The organism is Pseudomonas syringae (assembly GCF_021606685.1).
In the GTDB taxonomy this organism is placed as follows: domain Bacteria; phylum Pseudomonadota; class Gammaproteobacteria; order Pseudomonadales; family Pseudomonadaceae; genus Aquipseudomonas; species Aquipseudomonas syringae_R.
The window spans coordinates 41,248-61,236 of record NZ_WKCB01000026.1; the positions used below are offsets into that span (position 1 = coordinate 41,248).

Here is a 19,989-nt window from a genome sequence, read left to right on the forward strand (position 1 = left end):
CGATTTCATTGCGACTGCTCAAGGGGCAGGCACACCCGGAACAGGGCGCCCTCGCCTATCTGGCTTTCGACCTCGATGGTGCCGCCATGGGCCGCAACGATCTGCTCTGAAATAAACAGCCCGAGGCCCAGACCTGCTGCTACCTGGCTGGCAGAGACCCGCTCGAACTGCTGGAAAATGCGTTTCTGGTTTTCTTCGCTGATGCCGATCCCGTGATCGCGCACCTCCACACGGGCTTCGCCATGCTCGCGGTATACGCGCACCTCCACCGGGCTTTTGGCCCCGTAGCGCAAGGCGTTGGTCAGCAGGTTGGTGACCACCTGCTCGATGCGGAACTCATCCCAGTTGCCCTCCACGGGACCCTCGGCGACCAGGTGCATGGAGGAGCCGGCAGCCGCCACCTGCGGCGCGAAATTCTCCACCAGGTTGCGCACCAGTTGCGCCAGGTCGAAACGCCCCGGGCGGATCGACAACTTGCCGGTGCGGATGCGCGACACGTCGAGCATGTCTTCGATCAGGCGGATCAGGCTCTGGATCTGGCGCTCATCGCGGTCGACCATGGCGTGCATCTTGTCCAGGGTGAACGCGGCGGCGTTATCACGGGCCAAGTGCATCTTGCGCAGTTGGGTTTCGAGGATCAGCCCGTTCAGCGGCGTACGCACTTCATGGGCGACGATCGACATGAAGTCATCGCGCATGCGCACCGCTTGCTCCAACTCGGCCTGGGCGGACTGCAGGCGTGTCAGCAACAGCTCCTGTTCACGGCGGCTGCGCTCCAGCGCTTCGACCTGCTGCTTCATCGCCTTGCTCTGGCGGTACAGGTCGACGAACACATTGACCTTGCTCTTCACCGCATGGATATCCAGCGGTTTATGCAGAAAGTCCACGGCGCCGCTTTCATAGCCCTTGAACGCGTAATTGAGTTCACGGCCGGCGGCGCTGACGAACACAATCGGGATGTTCTTGGTTTTTTCGGTGCCGCGCATCAGCTCGGCCAACTCAAAACCGTTCATGCCGGGCATCTGCACGTCGAGAATCGCCATGGCGAATTCGTGTTCCAGCAACAGGGACAACGCCTCGTCGGCGCTCAATGCCTTGAAGACCTGGCGATCCTCGCGCTTGATCAGCGCTTCGAGGGCCAGCAGGTTTTCCGGCAGATCGTCGACGATCAGCAGTTTGGCCTGGACATTACTTAACATGGGGAGGATTCCAGCAAAGCCAGCAACGAGCCAATTTGGCTCAGCGTGAGAATATGATCAGGTGTTTGCAAGGCCAGGGCCGCCCGTGGCATCACGGCGATCCGTGCCTCATCAGGGTCTTGCACGACCGTGGTGCCACCCAACTGTTTAACGTGCGCCAGGCCGCGCGCGCCGTCCTGGTTGGCACCGGTCAGCAGGATGGCCAGCAGCGCCTTGCCGTAAGCATCGGCGGCGGAGGAAAACAGGTAATCAATCGCCGGTCGGGAATGGTGCACACGGTCCTCCTGGCTCAGGGACAGGCTGTGGTCGTGCTCCACCGAGAGGTGATAGCCGGGCCCGGCGAAGTACAACGTACCCGCTTCGATCACTTCCTTATCCTGCGCTTCCCGTACCGGAATCCGCAGGCGCCGCGCGAACACTTGCGCCAGTTGGCTACGGCGCTCATCCGGCAGGTGCAGCACCGCAATGATCGGCAGGCCAAAGCCCTGGGGCAATTCGCCGAAAATATTCAACAACGCCTCGACGCCGCCGGCGGAGGCGCCGACGACGATGGCTTCAATCCCGCGAATCGGGGTCGCTTGCGCGTCGTTCATGATTTTCGGTAGATCCGTTCCTGCTTGACCAAGGGTTCGAATTGCTTGCTGTACGCGGAAAAATCCAGGGTTTCCTTACTGCCGAGCACCAGGAAACCGCGATGGCACAGTGACTCATGAAACAATCCGAATGCGCGATCCTGTAATTTTTTATTGAAATAAATCAGTACGTTACGGCATGAAATTAATTGAGTTTCTGAGAATACACTATCCGTCGCCAAGCTGTGATCGGCAAAGGTCACGTTCTCACGCAGGGTTTTGTCGAAGATCGCGTAGTCGTACGCCGCCGTGTAGTACTCGGCGAACGAACGCTGGCCACCGGCCTGCTGATAGTTGGCAGTGTAAGCCCTTACATTCTCCAGGGAAAAGATACCCTGCTTGGCTTTGTCCAGGGACGCCGGGTTGATGTCCGTGGCATAAATGATAGTGCGCTCCAGCAACCCTTCTTCGCGCAGCAGGATGGCCATGGAGTACACCTCCTCGCCCGTGCTGCACCCGGCGATCCAAATCTTGATCGACGGGTAGGTCTTGAGCAGCGGCACCACCTCCTGGCGGATCGCGAGGAAGTGCGACGGGTCGCGAAACATCTCGCTCACCGGAATCGTCAGAAATTGCAGCAGTTGCATGAACGCCGCCGGGTCGTGCAGTACCCGCTCCTGCAGCGCCGAAATCGTCGCGCAGTCAAACTGGCGCAGGGCGTGGGCCACACGCCGCTTCACCGACGCACCGGAGTAATCACGAAAGTCGTAGCTGTACTTGAGGTAAATCGCCTCAATCAGCAGGCGCAGCTCAATATCGCTGCTTTTATCCAAGAAACATTGCTCCACTTAAATGCGTTCCATCTTGGGTAGCCACACGCGAATCAACGAGAACAGACGATCCAGGTCAATCGGCTTGGCCAGGTAATCATTGGAGCCGGCTGCGAGGCAGCGCTCCTGATCGTCCTTCATGGCCTTGGCCGTTACTGCGATGATCGGCAGTTTCTTCCAGCGCGGGTCCTGGCGGATCAACGTGGTGGCTTCATAACCGTCCATCTCCGGCATCATCACGTCCATCAGCACCAGATCGATATCGTCGACTTCATTGAGTTTGTCGATGGCTTCGCGGCCGTTACGCCCGATCACCACCACGGCGCCTTTGTGCTCAAGGGCACTGGTGAGGGCGAAGATGTTGCGCACATCGTCGTCCACCAACAGGATCTTGCGCCCCTCGAAGACCTTGTCGCGGCTGCGGGCCGTCTTGAGCATCTTCTGGCGGTCATGGGACAACTGCGATTCAACTTTGTGCAGAAAGAGTGTGACCTCATCGAGCAGGCGCTCCGGCGAGCGGGCGCCCTTGATGATGATCGAGCGCGAGTACTTGCGCAGTTCAGCCTCTTCGTCGCGGGTCAGGTTGCGCCCGGTGTAGACGATCACCGGCGGGAACGAGCAGATATCCTCGGTGGCCATGCGCTTGAGCAACTCGTTACCGAGCATGTCCGGCAGCTTGAGGTCGATGATCATGCAGTCGTAGACGTTGGTGCGCAGCAGGTCCAGCGCGGCCTGGGCATAACCGACGTCGGTGATTTCGATGTCATCGTCGCCGATCAGACGGGCAATGCTGTCGCGCTGCAGGTCATCGTCTTCCACCAGGAGCACGCGCTTGACCTTCTGGGTCAGCTTGGCTTCCAGCCGGGCAAACACGTCCTTGAGCTCTTCGCGGGTGGTCGGTTTCACCGCATAACCTATGGCGCCCATGTGCATGGCGGCTTCGACGCGGTCTTCCACGGAAATCACGTGCACCGGGATGTGTCGGGTCTTGGCGTGCTCCTTGAGGCGTTGCAGCACGGTCAGCCCGGAATGGTCCGGCAAGCGCATGTCCAGCAGGATCGCGTCGGGGCTGTACTCTTCGGCGAGGTTGTAACCCTCGTCTGCGCCATGGGCGACCAGGCAGTTGTAGCCCAGTTCGTGCGCCAGGTCGAAGAGGATACGCGCAAAGTTCGGCTCGTCCTCCACCACCAGGATGCAACGCGTGGTGAACGGCGCTTTGTCGCGGTCGTCGACAAAGCGCGGGATGTGCGCGAGGTCGGCCAGCGGCAGCGGCGAAATCGCCACCGGCGTGGGCACCGGGGCCGTCACTACTTGGCGCGGCTGCTCGATCGGCGCCGCGTCTTCCGCGCGTTCCACGTACTGCTCCGGCAGCACCAGGGTGAACGTGCTGCCCTTGCCGGGCGCGCTGGTCACGCTGATATAGCCGCCGAGCAAGGTGGCCAGGTCGCGGGAAATCGACAGGCCCAGGCCCGTGCCGCCATAACGGCGGTTGGTGGTGCCGTCAGCCTGGCGGAACGCTTCGAAGATGCTTTCCTGCTGGTCCGGGGCAATCCCGATACCCGAATCGCGCACGGTAAAAGCAATGCCCTCCCCCGGCGCGCGGGACACCGACAGGCTTACATCGCCCTGCTCGGTGAACTTGACCGCGTTGGACAGCAGATTCTTGAGGATTTGCTCCAGGCGCTGGCGGTCGGTGAACAGCATCAACGGCGCGTCTGCCTGCACCTGCACCTGGAATCCCAGCTTGCGGTCGGCGGCCAGCGGCTCGAACATGCCGCGCAGGCCATCGATCAGGCGGGCCACGCTGGAGTTCTCCGGGCGCACGTCGAGCTTGCCGGCTTCCACCTTGGAAATATCCAGGATGTCGTTGATCAGGTTGAGCAGGTCATTGCCGGCCGAATAGATCGACTCGGCGAACTTGACCTGCTCGGCACTGAGGTTGTCCTGCGGGTTTTCCGCCAGCAACTTGGCCAGGATCAGCGAGCTGTTCAGCGGCGTGCGCAGCTCGTGGGACATATTCGCGAGGAATTCGGACTTGTACTTGCTGGAGCGTTGCAGCTCATCGGCGCGGTCTTCCAGCTCGACCTGGGCCTGGTTCAGCTCGATGTTCTTGCGGTCCATGGCGTCGCGCTGGTCGGCCAGGGTCTGGGCCTGTTCGGCCAGTTGCTCGTTGGTCTGTTCCAGCTCCGCCTGCTGGGTTTCCAGGTGAGCCTGGGATTCCTTGAGGATGCGCGACTGTTCTTCCAGCTCCTCGTTGGCGGTCTTGAGTTCTTCTTGTTGCACTTGCAGCTCTTCGTTGAGCTGCTGGGTTTCGGCCAACACTTCCTGCAAACGCTGGCGGTAGCGCGCAGCCTCGATGGAGGTGCCGATATTGCCGGCAATCAGCTCCAGCAACTCCACGTCGCGGTCATCCAGCGCGCGCAGAAAGCCCAGCTCGATCACACCATTGACCCGCCCATCATCGCTGGTCGGCACCACCAGCACGCTGCGTGTCGGGCCATCGCCGAGGCCGGAACTGACCTTGAAGTAACCCACCGGCACATCGTCCAGGCGAATCAGGCGATCCAACTGCGCGGCCTGGCCGACGATGCCTTCGTCGCTGTAGATCGACTGCTCCAGCTGCTCCTGGTCACGCGAGAAGCCGTAAGAGGCCACGCGCCGCAGACCGCCGTGCTCTTCACGCACGTACAAGGCAGACACCGCCGAGCCCATGTACTGGGCAAAGAACTGCAGGATATTGCGGCCCAGCATGTTCAGCGTCAGTTGGCCCAGCACCTGTTCGGCCAGTTCGGTCTGGCCGTTGCGCAGCCAGGCCTGCTGCTCCAGACGCCGCGCGATCTTCTGTTGTGACGCGAGGTTTGCGCTGTAGCTCTCTGACAGGGCAAGTAAATTTTTTCTGCCGATGTACGCCAGCACCCCACTCAACCCGAGCACAAAAACCAGGTAAAGCGTGACGCTGATCACCGTGGTACGGGTGACGTCCTGATTGCGCGCGATCCGGAACGACTGCTCCATCGCCACCGCATCCGCGTATTCCTGGCGAATCGCGTCGGTCAGGCCCTTGCCTCGGCCGGCCTTCACCGCCGCGCGGTAGTCGCCGCTCTGGCGTTGCAGGTCGATCATCGATTGCGCGTACTTGTTCCACTCAGCTTGCAGCGACTCCAGGCGCTTGAGGCGATCCACCTGCTGCGGGTTGTCCGCTACCAGCTCCTGCAAATTGCGCAAATCGCCAATGATCCGCGGCTTGGCCACTTCATACGGGTCCAGAAAATGCTCATCGCCGGTGATCAGGAAGCCGCGCAGGCCGGTTTCCAGGTCCACCGTCAGCTTGGACGACTCATTGAGGTTGTTGATGACCCGGTCGGTGTGTTCCACCCACTGGATCACCGACAGCAGATAAGTGATCAGGCAGACAAAAAACACCGCGCTGAGCACGCCCACACCAAGAGGCAACGCCACATTTCGGCCGAGCAGTGTTCGGAAGCTCTTTTCATCGACTGACGACGCGGGAGTCATGGGCATGCCTTGTCCAAGTGGGAAAAAACGCAGAGTTTGCCCGAACTTGAGGGGCAAGGGCTATGTTTCTGCGTTGATTTGGCGCAAATGCCTACGCCATTCCTATAAGTTTCCTGCTGATTTACGTCGCAATTCGTCAGCTCGATTACACAAAAGAATACATATGCCAGTAACGAATCAGGAACGGATTCTCCTCCTCCCCACACTCAGAATCGCGCTTCAAGACCACGGAGGATCTTTTGCGAGCTGCCATTTCTGACTAAAAAGGGTTATCCGAATGAGCATTGCCAACGTGTCACCGCAATCCGTAAGCCTCCTGAGCAACGTTATCGTCGCAACGCCTGAAAACCCGACGCAAAGCCCGCCAAGCAATCCAGCAGAGTCAACACTTCAAAGCAACGCTGAGGCGCTTTCCCCTCCCCCAGTCAAGACCATCCGGCAACTGCTGGCCGATCAGGGCAGTCTGCGCAACCTGGCCAGCAAGCTCCGCGCGATCAGTGCACCGCCCGGGCCCAGGGCGAGGTTCATACACAGTTTGCACACTCATGTTCTGACGCCGAACCCGGAATCATCCTATGTCTCGAAGGAAGACAAGCCTTTGACCCTGGACGCCTTAATCAAAAACCTCGGCTTCAAACTGCCGCGCGGCCCCGCCGAGGCCAACGCGTTAGCGCACGTGTTGGAGCAAAAGGCCGCGTCACTTGTTCTCGGGAATCTCGGTGGAGCGCTTTCCTGGCCAATACCGATGTCGCGAAACGACCAGGTCAGGCTCGCCAGCTTTCTCTTCTCCCCAGATACGGGTGTGCCAGGCTTGCCGCTGCCGCGTGATGGCAAACGCACGCTCGGTTATCTGTTGAGCGGCAGTTCGGTAACGCCAAGCGACTTGCAAGACCCTCCCAAGGCCCTGCAAAAGTTACTCGACAGCCCAAAGGCTTTGGCCTTGGGGACAGCCCTGCAAACGTTTTTTGGAGGGGCATTCTCCGACGCCAGCATTTACGACTATGTGTTGGCGGCTATTCACATTGGGTTAGATCCCGACGCTAGCGTCTCGCGTCAGCGCAACCGAGAAGATGATATCGACCTGATGCAACCCGCATTTTTGGGGCGTTCACCCTCAACAGTTGTTGAACACCTGACTCGTAGACTGATCAATTACGGACGGGCGACGACGGATTCCGCCAAACTCGGGGCGTATCTGCTGTTATCCAAGGAAAACCCGCAGTATTTAATCAAAGATATCCCCGATCACGTCACAATCGGCAGCCAAGCCTGGACCGGCCTGACCATCGCAGCGCAAACCATAGAAGCCGAGCGGCCGGGCGCGGTGGCCGGTATGACCTTTGCTCAAGTCATGAGCTACCCGGTAGGCACCGAGGATCGCTCGCCCGCCACCGAATACGCTCAAACCAAGGCCTTGGTGGACTGGGGTGTCGCCAACGGTGTTATCAGCAGAAACGCCGACGACAGCTACATGCCGCAGCAGATCGAGCGCGTCAGAACCGAATTCAATCAGCAACTTGACGCGCGTCTGTCCGCCAGCAAAGAACTGAATAGGGAGATACCGACGCTAAAGGAAATCGCGCTCAAGGAACTGGAGAACCGATTTGGCGATCTGGGGGCGCTGTTCGAAGCGAAGGTGCTCGGTACAGATGCATACAACGGTGAATCGTCACAAATCGGCTTGGTTGGAACGCATTCGATGCTGGACATCGCCATGATGGGCATACCGAACCTGAGGCCCCTGGTGTCGAGCGACCCCCGCATACCGATCAAGGCGCTGAACGAAAACCTGAAATTTGACGCCTCGGTGGCTTTCGAGGAGCAATTTGCGGCCTCAATCAAACGGAAAAAGGACGCCGTCAGCACGACCATCAGACACCTGGTCACTGAGCTCACGTTGCAGGAACCTGACAGCCTTCGATCTGGAAAAATCAGCTTTTATCAAGAGGGCTCCTACACGCTGGGCACCGATCTATGGGGGACGACCCCAGGTCGGCATAAACCGGAGCTGATCCTTAAAACTGAACTGAGAGGCGTGGCACAGGCCTACGCCATCAACTTCAATGCAGGCACTATTAAACGAACGAGCCTGGACCGGGCCAAAGTTCAAGAATCAAGGCAAGGCAACGTGGTCTCTGCGACCAAAGAGTTCAAGCCCGCCGGCATGCCGTCGGAGCTTACCCATGAACAGCCAGTCAGCAACGTACCGCTCAACAGCTTCAACAGCCTGCGTGCACATGCGATTGCCGACGCTTTTGTTGCACACCTTGAACTCGACGACCCCGCGATAAAAGAACAAGCCCGCGGGCAAACGACCCTGGACAAACTACAGGGCGGCCCCAAACCCCTCAGCGAGTTTTTGTTGAACCTGGTCCCCTTCAGGTCGGCCATTGTCAATTTCCAGAATGGAAACTACGGCGACGGCGCTTTCGATCTGACGCTGGATGTATTCGGCTTTCTAACGGCAGGTTTGGGGACCGCCGGCAAACTCATCAAGATTGGCCACTCCGCTCTGTCTAAGGGCACCAAGATCCTAAAGGGCGCCAAAGTGGTTGGCGCGGCTACGATTGGTGTACTCAACCCCCTGAGTGGTTTGGGGGATGTGGCGGCAGGCGCCGTGAAACTGGGCGACAACGGTGTACGCTTCTTGTTGGCCAAAGGTCGTCAGGCGGTCAACCAGCTCAAGGGCGCGACCGGCAGTTATAACCTGCTCAAGGCGGCTAGCAAAGAACTCGGGGTGGTCGCAACGGGCACTTATAAAGTCGGCGAACAGGCCTTCGAATGCGGCGCAGTGCTGAGCAATGGCAAGTGGTATGCCTTCCATCCAATTACCGGCCGCGCTTACGGCCCGGCACTGCCCATGTTTAACGCCAAAAGCATCGCGATGGGCGGTGAGATGCAAAACTTCAGAGTGTTGGACAATGGCCTGGGCATGTCCGAAGACATGACAAAACGCGGTCTCCGGCTGACGCTGGATGCCCACGGGGCGATTCCGCCGGGAGCAACCTCCGCCTACATGGATGTAAACGGTAACCTGCTCAGCCCCAATGAAATCCTGGATGTTTTGAAAGCGCACAACGTTGACCTGAACAAATACACCGAAATCCGTTTGACGATGTGCCATTCCGGAGAAGGCGCAGGGCAGTCCTTTGCAGCACAACTTGCCAGGCTTACCCATAAGCCCACTGAAGGCTTTTTAGGGGTGATGTACGGGGGTGGCGAATTAGAGGATGTCGCCGCACGCATGTTCAAGAATGGCGGCGCCAAGCAGCGCGAATATATTGAGCAAAATATCAACGGTCAGAAGAAAGCAGTGGTGAAGTATCAGCTGTCGAGTGTGACGCCCGACGGTCGAGGCGTATACACGGGCCTCCCTGACTACAACCCCGTTCGCTTCGATGCCGCTGGCGTACAGATGGCGGCGAAGCCGCCGCGTAAGGCTTACACGGCAGAAAAGGTGGAGGTATCGACAGGAGAGCGCAGGCATTCAGATATCGATTTATCCGAGTACGACCTCACCTGATCGATAAACCCGGCTAAGCGCTTGGCAAGCCCTGTTTGCCGGGTGCTCAGCCTGCTTTGCGCGACTTTTGCGCGCATTGCCGTCACAATGCTGGCATTCCAGGGAACTTACTTGGATCGACAAGACTCAGGGATCAGAGTGGTCGTTAAATAACCTAAGACCTACCTCTCCAACTCCTCAGGAATTTTCCCTATGTGCGCTGCCCCCTCCACCATCCTAGTAGTCGAAGACGACGCCATTGTGCGCATGCTGATCGTCGATGTCCTCGAAGAACTGGAGTTTTCGGTGGTTGAAGCAGCGGACGCTGAAGAGGCCTTGAAGGTGGTCGAAAACCCCAGCCAAGTCATCGACCTGATGATGACCGACGTGGGCCTGCCCGATATGGACGGCAAGCAACTGGCGACCAAAGTACGTGAACTGCGCCCCACCCTGCCCATCCTGTTTGCCAGCGGCTACGCGGAAAACATCGACGCATCCGCCGGTATGCAGGTTATTGCCAAGCCGTTCTCCATCGATCAGCTGCGCGATAAAGTCAAATCGATGCTTCCCGCCTAAACAACTAATTCCTTCAGGTTGCTAGCGCATCTGGGTTTAGCTGCTAATTTCAATCGACATGTCCTACAGCGTTTACGCATAAGGACAGCCCGAGCGCGGAGACGCTTTCGGGCCAGTCGCCATGGGCTGCCGCTGAGCCCCCGTCCCGATCCTCACACTGGCTACACCTCGGCATTATCGACCTTAGCCTGTTCGATTCACCGGCTGGCGGCCATCGCCATCGACGCCTCGCCGCCCGGCTTGCTCGGTGCGCTGGTGCAGTACCAAAACGTTACATTCATAACCTGTCCCAAGGGCTGGTACCTGCGTTCCAGCCGCAGTTCACGTTGTTTGCAGGGATTAACGTGACGTTCGGCCAATAAAACGGTTAACTCGGCGCTTTGATCCCACGCCCCAGAAAAGAACTCTTGGAAGGACGCAACAACATGATTGGAAAACCGACGCGCCTGCTTGTGGCGAGCCTCTGGATACTGATGAGCAGCGGCGCTTGGGCCGACTTCACGGCAACCCCGAGCGAGGCCCGGGCCATCGCCAAGGAAGCCTACCTGTATGGCTACCCGGTCATTGAAATGTACAAGACGCTCTATACCCAGGCCGTCGACAAGGGCGGTGCCAACTTCAAGGCACCGTTCAACCGCATCGGCAATACCGCCCAGGTTTTTACCCCCAAGGACACCGCGTTCGTGACCCCGAACTCGGACACGCCCTACTCCTTCGTGTGGCTGGACCTGCGCAGCGAGCCGCAGGTGCTGACCCTGCCCAAGATCGAAGACAACCGCTACTACTCGGTGCAGTTGATCGACCTCTACACCCAGAATTTCGCCTACCTGGGCACCCGCAGCACCGGCAATAACGGCGGCCACTACATGATCGCCGGGCCCGACTGGAAAGGTCAGCAACCGGTGAACGTGGATCGCTTGGTCTACAGCGAAAGCAACATCGCCTACGCCCTGTACCGCACGCAGTTGTTTGATGAGAAGGACCTGAGCAAGGTCAAGCAGATCCAGAACGGCTATAAAGTGCAGCCGCTGAGTAGCTACGTGAAGCAAGCTGCTCCACCCAAGGCGCCGCGGATCGACTGGCCCAAGCCAATGGCGACCATGACCGAAGGCCCGCAGCTGTTTCGCTACCTGAACTTCATGCTGGCGTTTGCCGCGCCGCAGGACAGCGAAAAAGACCTGCTGGCACGCTTTGCCAAGATCGGTATCGCCCCGGGCGCGCCGTTCAAGGTCAAGGACTTGACCGCCGAGCAGCGCAAGGCCCTGGAGGACGGAATCAGCGATGCCCGCGCCGAATTTGCGGCGTTCAAGAAAGACAAGATCGATACCCATCAGGTGCCCAGCGCCGACCTGTACGGCAGTCGCGACCACCTGCAAAACAACTACCTGTACCGCTATGCCGGCGCCGACATGAGAGTTTTCGGTAACTCCAGCGATGAGGCGGCCTACCTTGAGTACTTTGTCGACAGCGAAGGCAAACCCGCCAACGGCGCCCGGCACAGCTACACCCTGCACTTTGCCAAGGACCAACTGCCACCCGCCGACGCCTTCTGGTCGCTGACCATGTACGACGGCAAGACCAAGCTGCTGGTGCCCAACCACAAGAAACGCTACCTGATCAACTCGCGCATGCTGCCTGGCCTCAAGCGGGACGCCGATGGCGGCCTGACCCTGGCCTTGCAGCACCACGAGCCGCCGAAAGCCGAACAGAGCAATTGGTTGCCAGCCCCACCCGGCCCGTTTTACGCAGTACTGCGCATTTACCTGCCCAAGCCAGAGGTGGGTAATGGTCAATGGAAACTGCCACCGTTGACACCGCTCAAGTAACATCGCTTACCCGGTCGCAACAGAGTTAGACCGGGAGGATGCCGCCAACTCGTATTACGGTGGTTTGGCGGCCATTGAAACGCGGGCTACTTGCCTTGGTGCAGCTTGAGGTAGGACTGATGCAGGTCCGATGCCCAACCATCGATCACGCCTTTGACGTCATCGGCTTTCATCACCTGCGCGTCGTTTTCCAGCGGTTTGCCGGTGCCCTTGCGCACCACTTGCGCGATGACCTTGTTACTGGCGCCATCGAGGAACTGCGCCTCGGTGCCGAGGGTGGTTTCCTGGTCGCGGATGCCGGTGCCGGTGCTGACCGCTGCAGCCACCAGGGCCACCGGAATGAACTCATAGGGCTTGAGCCCTTCAGTCTTGCTGCTGACCGCGGTAATCGCCGCGCGCACCACAATCACCCCAGGGCCGGGGCCGTTGGCGAGGGGCAATGACTTGGCCAGCTCACGCTTGAGCGCCTGGTTGTAGTAGGTATTGATGCCGTTGAGGGTGCTGTCGGGGATCTTCGCGGTGGCCTGGGGCTTGGGGTAAAACTGGGTCGGTTCGATGTACACCGCGTGGTAGTGGCTCAGGTTGAGCGTGGGGTCGACCCAGCGCATGACCTCGGCGCCGGACGGCGACTTGGCTTCCTTGAGCTGGCTGTAGTCGGAAAGAAACCCCGAGTACTCGTCCGGTTGCGTCACCTTGCTGGCACAGCCGCTGATGCCGATTGATGCGACGCACAACGTGCTGATCATTAGCCTTAGTTTCATCATTGAACTCCTTGGCAGTCATCATCGAAATACTGAGCTGTAGGTATAGCCAATCCTGGCGCGATAGCGCTTTTTTTCATCCGTTGGTTTGACAGGAATGCCGCCCGCGTAAACGCTGCACGAAGCTGGAGCACGCCGCAGAGCGTCCACGCATCAAGACAGTAGACCTCTTAGCCGCGTTCGCGCGGAATCAGGCTCTGTAACTGCGAGGCGAGGAAGTTGGCGTCGAAAGCAAAAGTGTCCGGGTCTTTCAGGCCGTTGGTTTTCTTCCATAGCCAGTCGTTTTTATCCGCTGGCAGCACCAGCGAGACGCTGCCGTGGCGGGCGGCGGTCAGGCCCATGACCGCCACAGAGATCAGGCCGCCGGCGCCCATCACGTCCGGTACGAATTCCACGGTTTTGCCGGTGATTTGCACAATCAGTTTTTCGCTGCTGAAGGGTGACGTCTCCACCGGCACGCTCGGCCCGCTGGCCACATACGCCTCACGATGAACCTCCAGCAAGCCGACGCTTTTGACCGGCTGCAGCCATTGCTCGATCTGCCCGAACACCTCGTCGAGCTTTTGCGCCCAACGCGCCGACTGCAGGTCAAATTGCTGTTTCTTGTGCGCTTCGCTATCGGCGTAATGACGAAGCATCTCGCCCAGTTGCTGTACATCGTCCATTGCGGATTTCCTTGGGTGAGCCAGGTAACGAACCCCGATCATGGCAGATGCGGCCGCTGCGCGGGTGGCTTAAAACTGCACCGGTGATTTCGTCGGCAACTGCGTATGACTAATCCACGGCCGATGAGTAAGGTGGGGCTATCGTCTTTTTCAGGAGCACCCCATGCGTACCATTGGCCTTATCGGCGGCATGAGCTGGGAGTCCAGCGCCGAGTATTACCGCCTTATCAACCAACAGGTGCGCGACCAACTGGGCGCGCTGCGCTCGGCGCAACTGCTGATGTACAGCGTAGACTTCGGCCCGGTGGAACAGGCTCAGCACGCCGGGCGTTGGGATGACGCCGCACTGATCCTGGAAGACGCCGCCCGCCGCCTGCAAGCCGCAGGTGCCGAGTGTGTGGTGCTGTGTACCAACACCATGCATCGGGTGGCGCCGCGTATCGAAGCGGCGGTGTCGATTCCGTTCCTGCATATCGCCGACGCGGCTGGCGCGGCAGCCGTGGCGGCAGGCACCCTGACGGTTGGCCTGCTGGGCACCGCATTCACCATGGAGCAGGACTTTCTCACCTCGCGCCTGGCCGCGCAGGGCCTGACGGTGCTGGTGCCGGAGGCGGACGAGCGCCAGGCCGTGCACCGCATCATCTATGACGAGTTGTGTGTCGGCGTGATCAGCGATGAGTCCCGACGGACCTACCAGCGGGTGATCGAAGCCCTGGCGGCACGCGGTGCGCAGGCGATCATTCTGGGGTGTACGGAGATCAGCTTGTTGGTCAAGCCCGAACACAGCGACTTGCCGTTGCTGGACACCACCGCGCTGCATGCGCAGGCCGCGGTGGTGTTTGCCTTGCAGGATTAAACCGCGGTGCGCAGACGCGCCATGCTCAGGGTGTCGACGAACACCCCATCACGCAGGGCGTAGTCACGCAACCGCCCTTCGACCTCAAAGCCGAATTTACGGTACAGGCGATGCGCGGCTTCGTTGTCGGCGTACACCGTGAGTTCCACCCGGTGCAGGTTCATCCAGTTGTCGGCCACGTCCAGCGCCGCCGTCAACAGCTTGGAGCCGACGCCCTTGCCTTGCCACGCCGTGGCGACGCCCATGCCGAACGAGCCGACATGGCTTTGCCGCACGCGCAGGTACTGCTCCAGCCCCAGTTGCCCGATCACCTCGCCGCCGTGCACCGCAACCAGTTGCAAACGCCGTTCGTTGTCCATGACCAGGCGTTTGCGCCACGCTTCTACCGTCTGAAAAGGCATTTGCAGCACCTGACGGCACACCGCCGGTTCGTTGTAGAGCGCGGTGACGCCCTCAAGGTGGGCCTCGGTAAAGCGCTGGATGACAATATGGGGTTCCGGTGCGTGCATGGTGCTTCATCCTTTGAAAGACACGTGGCCGCCCAGTGTAGGCGGCCTGCCTGCGCGCTGGCTAGGGTGCAGGCGCCGTGGTCCACAACACCGGCCAGTCGCCGTAACCGACCCCGGTGCAGCGCGGCATCATCTGCAACTCACGCAGTTGAAACCGCTTGCCGTCAAACACCCAGACGCCGCCGGCACCGCAATCGCCGATCCCACGCTGTTTGTAGAAATAACTCAAGGTGCCCGTGGCTTCGTCATAGCCCACCGAACCTTGCAGCGCAGCGCCATCCAACGGCAACGGCTGAATGTTCAGCGCCGTTTCGGTGTAGGGTGCCAGCCGCTCACGACTGCTGAGTGCGTACTCGCAGTTGTAGGCCGCGCAGTCATAGCGCACCACGCTCATGGCGAGCTGAGCACTCAGGGCGCCGACTTGTGCTTCGGGCGGCAGGTCGGTATCGGTCAGGGTGATGGCTTTGACCGCAACCGCCGCCAGCGCGCGTTGTTCCTTGGCGCTCAGCGCCGCTGGCGGCTGGAATTTGCCCAGCACCGGTGCCGGCAAACGCGCGGCAACAGCGCTGGCCGCGCCCTTGCCTGGGCGGGCCAGCGCCGTCACGTTATCGACCCTTCCCTGCACCGCATCCATCAACAGCAGCGAGGCACTCAGCCCGCTCAGCGACACATGCGCGTCCTTATCACCCGGCAGCTGCAAGCGCTGGCCACTGCGCAGCCGCTGCAACCAGCGCCGCGCCGCTGCTTCCTCGATCACGCCATAGGACTGCACCTCGGGATCACCGCCCTGATCGTCCAGCTCGACGTGCAAATCCTGGGTCAGGGGTTGGCCGAGGGGCTGGCCATCCAGCTGCAAGGTGGACAGGTCCAGCGCCTCGCCGCGATGGTCAAAACGCAAACGCAAATACCCCTGGGGACCGGCCTGGTGCCAGATATGCAAGGTCAGCGAGCTGTAGTCTTCTTCATCGACGCCGCTGGGGGCACTCAGGGCGTGGCAATTGCGCAGGTTGTCGCAACCGGTCACCCATTCCTTGATGTCTCGCAGCAGCGGCACGGTTTCAGCGGGCGTTTGGGCGAAGGCTTGGGTGGCGGTGCCGGTCAGCAACAGGGCCAGGAATACGGGGCGCGTCATCGGGACTCTCCGTGTCGAAAAGGCGCGGATTGTCCCATGTTCACGGCCTTACGTCAGCGCCCGGCGGCGGTTCGCCACAGCCGCGCAATATCCGTTGCGCGTTCGCGCAACAAACGTGGCGCTTCGCTGCAGGCTTGCTCCAGGCTCATCGGGCCGGAGGGCAAGGCAAAGGCGGCGTCAACGCCATGGGCGTACATCTGTTCATAACCGTCGCCCAAGGTGCCAGCGATGACGATCACTGGAACGCCGTGTTGCTGCGCGATACGCGCTACGCCAAACGGCGTCTTGCCGCGCAGGGTCTGCGCGTCGAAACGGCCCTCACCGGTGATCACCAGGTCGGCCCCGCGCATGGCGGCGTCCAGCCCCACCAGTTCGGCGACCACCTCCACACCGGCACGAAATTGCGCACCGAGGAACGCCTTCGCGGCAAACCCCAGGCCGCCCGCAGCGCCGCTGCCGGGTTCATCGCGCACATCCTTGGGCAAGACCTCGGCACAGTGGTCAGCGAAATGCCGGAGGGCGGCGTCCAGCGCTTGCACCTGTGCAGGGCTGGCGCCCTTTTGCGGGCCAAAAATCGCCGAAGCGCCGTGCGGGCCACACAGCGGGTTGTTCACATCGGCAGCGATTTCAAAACGCACGTCGGCCAGGCGTGGGTCAAGCCCTTGCAGGCTGATGCGTGCCAGGCCCGCCAACGCCAGACCACCCGGCGCCAGGGCCTGGTCGTCGGCGTCGAACAGGGCCACGCCGAGGGCTTGCATGGCGCCGGCGCCGCCATCGTTGGTGGCACTGCCGCCAATCGCCAGGATGATGCGCTGGGCGCCCAGGTCCAGGGCGGCGCGGATCAGTTCGCCGGTGCCATAGGTGCTGCTGATGCAGGCGTCGCGCTGCCCCGGCGCGACCAGTTGCAGGCCGCTGGCCTCGGCCATTTCGATGATTGCGGTGTGGCTCTCGGCCAACCAGCCCCAGTGCGCTTGAACTGAATCGCCCAGGGGGCCTTTGACCGTTTGGCTGCGCAGCTCGCCGTTGCACGCAGCCAACACCGATTCGACCGTGCCTTCGCCCCCATCCGCCATTGGGCATTGCACCAACTCTGCGTCAGGCCACACCTGCGCCAAGCCTTGGGCGATGGCCTGGGCCACGCCTTGGGCACTCAGGCTGTCCTTGAACGAGTCGGGGGCGATGATGATTTTCATGGGCTTTCTCCGGTTTTTATACCGCCCATGCTGCCAGTTGGCACCGGCAATAACGCCGGTCCGATGCACAAGTGCGGGTGAGCTTTGTTGTTCATTCTCACAAAGCCTGGGGCAAGAGCTGTACGCCCAGGTACAGGGCGAGCATGCCATCCAGGGTCAGTGGGTCGACGCCACTGAGTTCGGCGATGCGCTCCATGCGGTAACGCAGGCTGTTGCGGTGAATGCCCAGCGCGTCGGCACAGGCCTGGCTTTGCCCGTCGTGCTCGCACCAGCTGCGCAGCGTTGCCAGCAGTTGGCCGTTGCTGTCCTTGGCCAGTACCTTGCGCAACGGGTTAAGCAGTTCGTCGAGGGCATCGTCGTGACGATGGCGCCAGAGCATTACCGGCAAGCGATAGCGGTTGAGGGTCAGCAGCCGCGACTGAGGCAGCACATCGCGACCATAGGCCAACAGATCACTGACCCGCCGGTAACAACGGCGCAACCCCGCCAGGCCATCGGCCTGGCCGCCCACGGCCACCCGCAGCACCGACCAGCCGAGGCCTTCGAGTTTTTCCAACAGGCGCGGGTTGTCGACCTGCGCGGCAGCAGGTCGGCACCACAGCAGGGAAAACTGTGCCGAGCTGACACACCAACTGTCCGGGTAGCGCGAGGTCAGCCAGGCACTCAGCGCCTCTGCCGATTGCCCGACCCCCAGTTCGAATAAATAGGGCGTACGTGCCAGCTGCGGCTTGAGGCCCAGTTGCTGGGCTTCGTCCACCAGGCGCGGTGAGTCGCCGTTGTCGGCCAGCAGCAACGCCAGCAGGTCATCGCAACGCTGGCGTCGCCATTGTTGCTCGACCTGCTGATGGCGATGGCTGACCAGCATCTCGGCGGTCATGCGTACCAGCTCGGCGTAGGTGCGCAAGCCTTCCGGTTCACCGGTGATGCCCAACACGCCGATCAGCCGCTGGTCGTGCATCAGCGGCAGGTTGATACCCGGCTGCACGCCCTTGAGGTGCTTGGCGGTCTGCCCGTCGATCTCCACCACGCGCCCATTCGCCAGCACCAACTGCGCGCCTTCGTGGCGGGTGTTGATGCGCTCGGGCTCGCCGCTGCCGAGGATCAGGCCTTGGCTGTCCATGACGTTGACGTTATAGGGCAGGATCGCCATGGTGCGATCGACAATATCCTGCGCCAGGTCATGATCCAGCTCGAACATGGGGCCATTTCCTTAAAAAGCGGGTTGTTCACAGGCACAGCGCAAAGGGTGCTTCACTGTGCGCCAGCACAAAGACAGTACCCTATCGCGTCACCGAGACTGATTGGGCGATCAACGTTAACCTCGCATCGCAAAAAATCATAATAAAGAGAGACTCCCATGTCACAGAGCGCCGCTGTCACACTGGCCAACGATGACGATAAAAACGCCATCTACAAGCGCATCACCCTGCGCCTGATCCCCTTCATTTTTATCTGCTATCTGTTCAACTACCTCGACCGGGTAAACGTTGGCTTTGCCAAGTTGCAGATGCTCGATGCATTGAAATTCAGCGAAACCGTGTACGGCCTGGGTGCCGGGATCTTCTTTATCGGCTACGTGTTGTGCGGCGTACCGAGCAACCTGGCGTTGACCAAGTTCGGTCCACGGCGCTGGATTGCATTGATGATGATCGTGTGGGGCACCTTGTCGACCTGCCTGCTGTTCGTCACCACGCCGACGCATTTCTACACGCTGCGCCTGTTCACTGGTGCCGCCGAAGCGGGTTTCTTCCCCGGTGTGGTGCTGTATCTCTCGCAGTGGTTCCCGACATTCCGCCGTGGCCGGATCATGGCGCTGTTCATGTCGGCGATCCCGGTGTCGGGCCTGCTCGGCAGCCCGTTTTCCGGCTGGATCCTCAACCACTTCGCCGCCGGCCAAGGCGGTTTGGCCGGCTGGCAGTGGATGTTCCTGTTGCAGGGCATCCCCACCGTGATCCTCGGCGCCCTCGCCTACTTCCTGCTCAGCGACAGTTTTGCCCACGCCAAGTGGCTCAAGCCCCACGAGCGCGCAGTGCTGGAAGCCGACCAGGCCACGGACCTGGCGAACAAGCCGAAAACCACCACCGATTCCCTCGGCGAAGTGTTCAAGAACCCGGCGATCTGGGCGTTCGGCCTGATCTATTTCTGCATTCAGAGCGGCGTGTACGCGATCAACTTCTGGCTGCCGTCGATCATCAAGAACCTGGGGTTCAGCGATAACCTGGTGATCGGCTGGCTGAGTGCGATCCCCTACCTGCTGGCGGCGGTGTTCATGCTGCTGGTGGGCCGCTCGGCAGACTTGCGCAAAGAACGTCGCTGGCACTTGGTGGTGCCGATGCTGATGGGCGCCATTGGCCTGGTGATCGCGGTGAACTTCGCCACCACGCCGGCTATCGCCATCCTCGGCCTGACCATCGCCACCATGGGCGCCCTCACCGGCCTGCCGATGTTCTGGCCGGTGCCGACCGCCATGCTCAGCGCAGGCGCAGCGGCTGGCGGCTTGGCGTTGATTAACTCCATGGGCCAGATGGCCGGCTTCCTCAGCCCGTATATCGTCGGCTTTGTGAAGGATGCCACCGGGTCTACGGATGTAGCGCTGTATATGCTCGCGGCGGTGATTGTCGCCGGTAGCGTACTGGCGCTGCGGATGACGCGCACCCTCAAGGTCTAACGCAGTGATGTGGGAGGGGGCTTGCTCCCGATAGCGGTGTGTCAGACGACTTATCTGTCGATGACCCACCGCTATCGGGAGCAAGCCCCCTCCCACCTTTAGCCCTGTGTTTACAGCAGGCCGCCGCCGTCGATATCGATGACGCTGCCGGTCATGAAGCCATTCTCCATGGCCAGCACATACA

At 60.6% G+C, this 19,989-nt stretch carries 15 protein-coding genes; 5 read left to right on the forward strand and 10 right to left on the reverse strand.

The window, feature by feature from the left end:
• Positions 1 to 5: 5 nt before the first annotated feature.
• From GIW02_RS12660 to GIW02_RS12675, 4 genes are read right to left on the reverse strand one after another with little or no spacing between them, the layout of a single operon-like run.
• A complete protein-coding gene (locus GIW02_RS12660) occupies positions 6 to 1,199 on the reverse strand; it encodes a hybrid sensor histidine kinase/response regulator (protein ID WP_236421885.1) in 1,194 nt (397 codons plus the stop codon).
• Positions 1,193 to 1,792, reverse strand: coding sequence for a chemotaxis protein CheB (locus GIW02_RS12665; RefSeq protein ID WP_236415784.1), 600 nt, complete (start codon positions 1,790 to 1,792; stop codon positions 1,193 to 1,195). Before GIW02_RS12665 ends, GIW02_RS12660 begins: the two co-directional genes overlap by 7 nt.
• Complete coding sequence (locus GIW02_RS12670; protein ID WP_456361659.1) at positions 1,789 to 2,619, reverse strand: CheR family methyltransferase; 831 nt, start codon at positions 2,617 to 2,619, stop codon at positions 1,789 to 1,791. The genes GIW02_RS12665 and GIW02_RS12670 overlap by 4 nt, the downstream gene beginning before the upstream one ends.
• Positions 2,620 to 6,117: a response regulator gene (locus GIW02_RS12675; RefSeq protein WP_236415809.1), complete on the reverse strand. Its 3,498-nt coding sequence runs from the start codon at positions 6,115 to 6,117 to the stop codon at positions 2,620 to 2,622.
• 277 nt (positions 6,118 to 6,394) lie between these two features.
• Here GIW02_RS12675 and GIW02_RS12680 point away from each other — a divergent pair, with 277 nt between their 5' ends.
• The 3 genes from GIW02_RS12680 (at position 6,395) to GIW02_RS12695 (ending at position 12,021) form a co-directional block, all read left to right on the forward strand.
• Positions 6,395 to 9,640, forward strand: coding sequence for a hypothetical protein (locus GIW02_RS12680; protein WP_236415788.1), 3,246 nt, complete (start codon positions 6,395 to 6,397; stop codon positions 9,638 to 9,640).
• Between the two features lie 192 nt (positions 9,641 to 9,832).
• Positions 9,833 to 10,195, forward strand: coding sequence for a response regulator (locus GIW02_RS12685; RefSeq protein WP_236415790.1), 363 nt, complete (start codon positions 9,833 to 9,835; stop codon positions 10,193 to 10,195).
• A gap of 425 nt (positions 10,196 to 10,620) precedes the next feature.
• On the forward strand, positions 10,621 to 12,021 hold the full coding sequence (locus GIW02_RS12695; RefSeq protein WP_236415791.1) for a DUF1254 domain-containing protein: 1,401 nt from the start codon (positions 10,621 to 10,623) through the stop codon (positions 12,019 to 12,021).
• A gap of 86 nt (positions 12,022 to 12,107) precedes the next feature.
• On the opposite strand, the gene GIW02_RS12700 is transcribed toward GIW02_RS12695, so the two are convergent.
• Both GIW02_RS12700 and GIW02_RS12705 read right to left on the reverse strand, forming a co-directional pair.
• Positions 12,108 to 12,782 (reverse strand): DUF3313 domain-containing protein, encoded by a 675-nt coding sequence (locus tag GIW02_RS12700; RefSeq protein WP_236415793.1) that lies wholly within the window; start codon positions 12,780 to 12,782, stop codon positions 12,108 to 12,110.
• A 170-nt stretch (positions 12,783 to 12,952) separates the two neighbouring features.
• Positions 12,953 to 13,447, reverse strand: a complete 495-nt coding sequence (locus tag GIW02_RS12705) for a hypothetical protein (RefSeq protein ID WP_236415795.1) — start codon at positions 13,445 to 13,447, stop codon at positions 12,953 to 12,955.
• Positions 13,448 to 13,610: 163 nt separating this feature from the next.
• Between GIW02_RS12705 and GIW02_RS12710 the strand changes: the two genes are divergently transcribed.
• Positions 13,611 to 14,303: an aspartate/glutamate racemase family protein gene (locus GIW02_RS12710; RefSeq protein WP_236415797.1), complete on the forward strand. Its 693-nt coding sequence runs from the start codon at positions 13,611 to 13,613 to the stop codon at positions 14,301 to 14,303.
• Here GIW02_RS12710 and GIW02_RS12715 read toward each other — a convergent pair.
• From GIW02_RS12715 to GIW02_RS12730, 4 genes are all read right to left on the reverse strand, one after another.
• Positions 14,300 to 14,812 (reverse strand): GNAT family N-acetyltransferase, encoded by a 513-nt coding sequence (locus tag GIW02_RS12715; protein WP_236415799.1) that lies wholly within the window; start codon positions 14,810 to 14,812, stop codon positions 14,300 to 14,302. The two genes, GIW02_RS12710 and GIW02_RS12715, sit on opposite strands and share 4 nt — an antisense overlap.
• A 61-nt stretch (positions 14,813 to 14,873) precedes the next feature.
• Positions 14,874 to 15,944, reverse strand: coding sequence for a DUF1176 domain-containing protein (locus tag GIW02_RS12720; protein ID WP_236415801.1), 1,071 nt, complete (start codon positions 15,942 to 15,944; stop codon positions 14,874 to 14,876).
• A 53-nt stretch (positions 15,945 to 15,997) separates the two neighbouring features.
• On the reverse strand, positions 15,998 to 17,137 hold the full coding sequence (locus tag GIW02_RS12725; RefSeq protein WP_236415803.1) for a glycerate kinase family protein: 1,140 nt from the start codon (positions 17,135 to 17,137) through the stop codon (positions 15,998 to 16,000).
• Between the two features lie 97 nt (positions 17,138 to 17,234).
• Entirely contained in the window at positions 17,235 to 18,335 is a 1,101-nt protein-coding gene (locus tag GIW02_RS12730; RefSeq protein WP_236415805.1) for a sugar diacid recognition domain-containing protein, read from the reverse strand.
• Positions 18,336 to 18,494: 159 nt separating this feature from the next.
• On the opposite strand from GIW02_RS12730, the gene GIW02_RS12735 reads away from it, so the two are divergent.
• Positions 18,495 to 19,805 carry an MFS transporter gene (locus GIW02_RS12735; protein ID WP_236415807.1) on the forward strand — a complete coding sequence of 437 codons (1,311 nt, stop codon included), beginning with the start codon at positions 18,495 to 18,497 and terminating at the stop codon, positions 19,803 to 19,805.
• The last annotated feature ends 184 nt before the right edge of the window (positions 19,806 to 19,989 follow it).

Excerpts from the sequence above, each read along its gene's own strand:
- GIW02_RS12660 (WP_236421885.1), bottom strand. The coding sequence starts at position 1,199 with ATGTTAAGTAATGTCCAGGCCAAACTGCTGATCGTCGACGATCTGCCG.
- GIW02_RS12665 (WP_236415784.1), bottom strand. The coding sequence starts at position 1,792 with ATGAACGACGCGCAAGCGACCCCGATTCGCGGGATTGAAGCCATCGTC.
- GIW02_RS12675 (WP_236415809.1), bottom strand. The coding sequence starts at position 6,117 with ATGACTCCCGCGTCGTCAGTCGATGAAAAGAGCTTCCGAACACTGCTC.
- GIW02_RS12680 (WP_236415788.1), top strand. The coding sequence starts at position 6,395 with ATGAGCATTGCCAACGTGTCACCGCAATCCGTAAGCCTCCTGAGCAAC.
- GIW02_RS12685 (WP_236415790.1), top strand. The coding sequence starts at position 9,833 with ATGTGCGCTGCCCCCTCCACCATCCTAGTAGTCGAAGACGACGCCATT.
- GIW02_RS12695 (WP_236415791.1), top strand. The coding sequence starts at position 10,621 with ATGATTGGAAAACCGACGCGCCTGCTTGTGGCGAGCCTCTGGATACTG.
- GIW02_RS12700 (WP_236415793.1), bottom strand. The coding sequence starts at position 12,782 with ATGAAACTAAGGCTAATGATCAGCACGTTGTGCGTCGCATCAATCGGC.
- GIW02_RS12705 (WP_236415795.1), bottom strand. The coding sequence starts at position 13,447 with ATGGACGATGTACAGCAACTGGGCGAGATGCTTCGTCATTACGCCGAT.
- GIW02_RS12710 (WP_236415797.1), top strand. The coding sequence starts at position 13,611 with ATGCGTACCATTGGCCTTATCGGCGGCATGAGCTGGGAGTCCAGCGCC.
- GIW02_RS12715 (WP_236415799.1), bottom strand. The coding sequence starts at position 14,812 with ATGCACGCACCGGAACCCCATATTGTCATCCAGCGCTTTACCGAGGCC.
- GIW02_RS12720 (WP_236415801.1), bottom strand. The coding sequence starts at position 15,944 with ATGACGCGCCCCGTATTCCTGGCCCTGTTGCTGACCGGCACCGCCACC.
- GIW02_RS12725 (WP_236415803.1), bottom strand. The coding sequence starts at position 17,137 with ATGAAAATCATCATCGCCCCCGACTCGTTCAAGGACAGCCTGAGTGCC.
- GIW02_RS12730 (WP_236415805.1), bottom strand. The coding sequence starts at position 18,335 with ATGTTCGAGCTGGATCATGACCTGGCGCAGGATATTGTCGATCGCACC.
- GIW02_RS12735 (WP_236415807.1), top strand. The coding sequence starts at position 18,495 with ATGTCACAGAGCGCCGCTGTCACACTGGCCAACGATGACGATAAAAAC.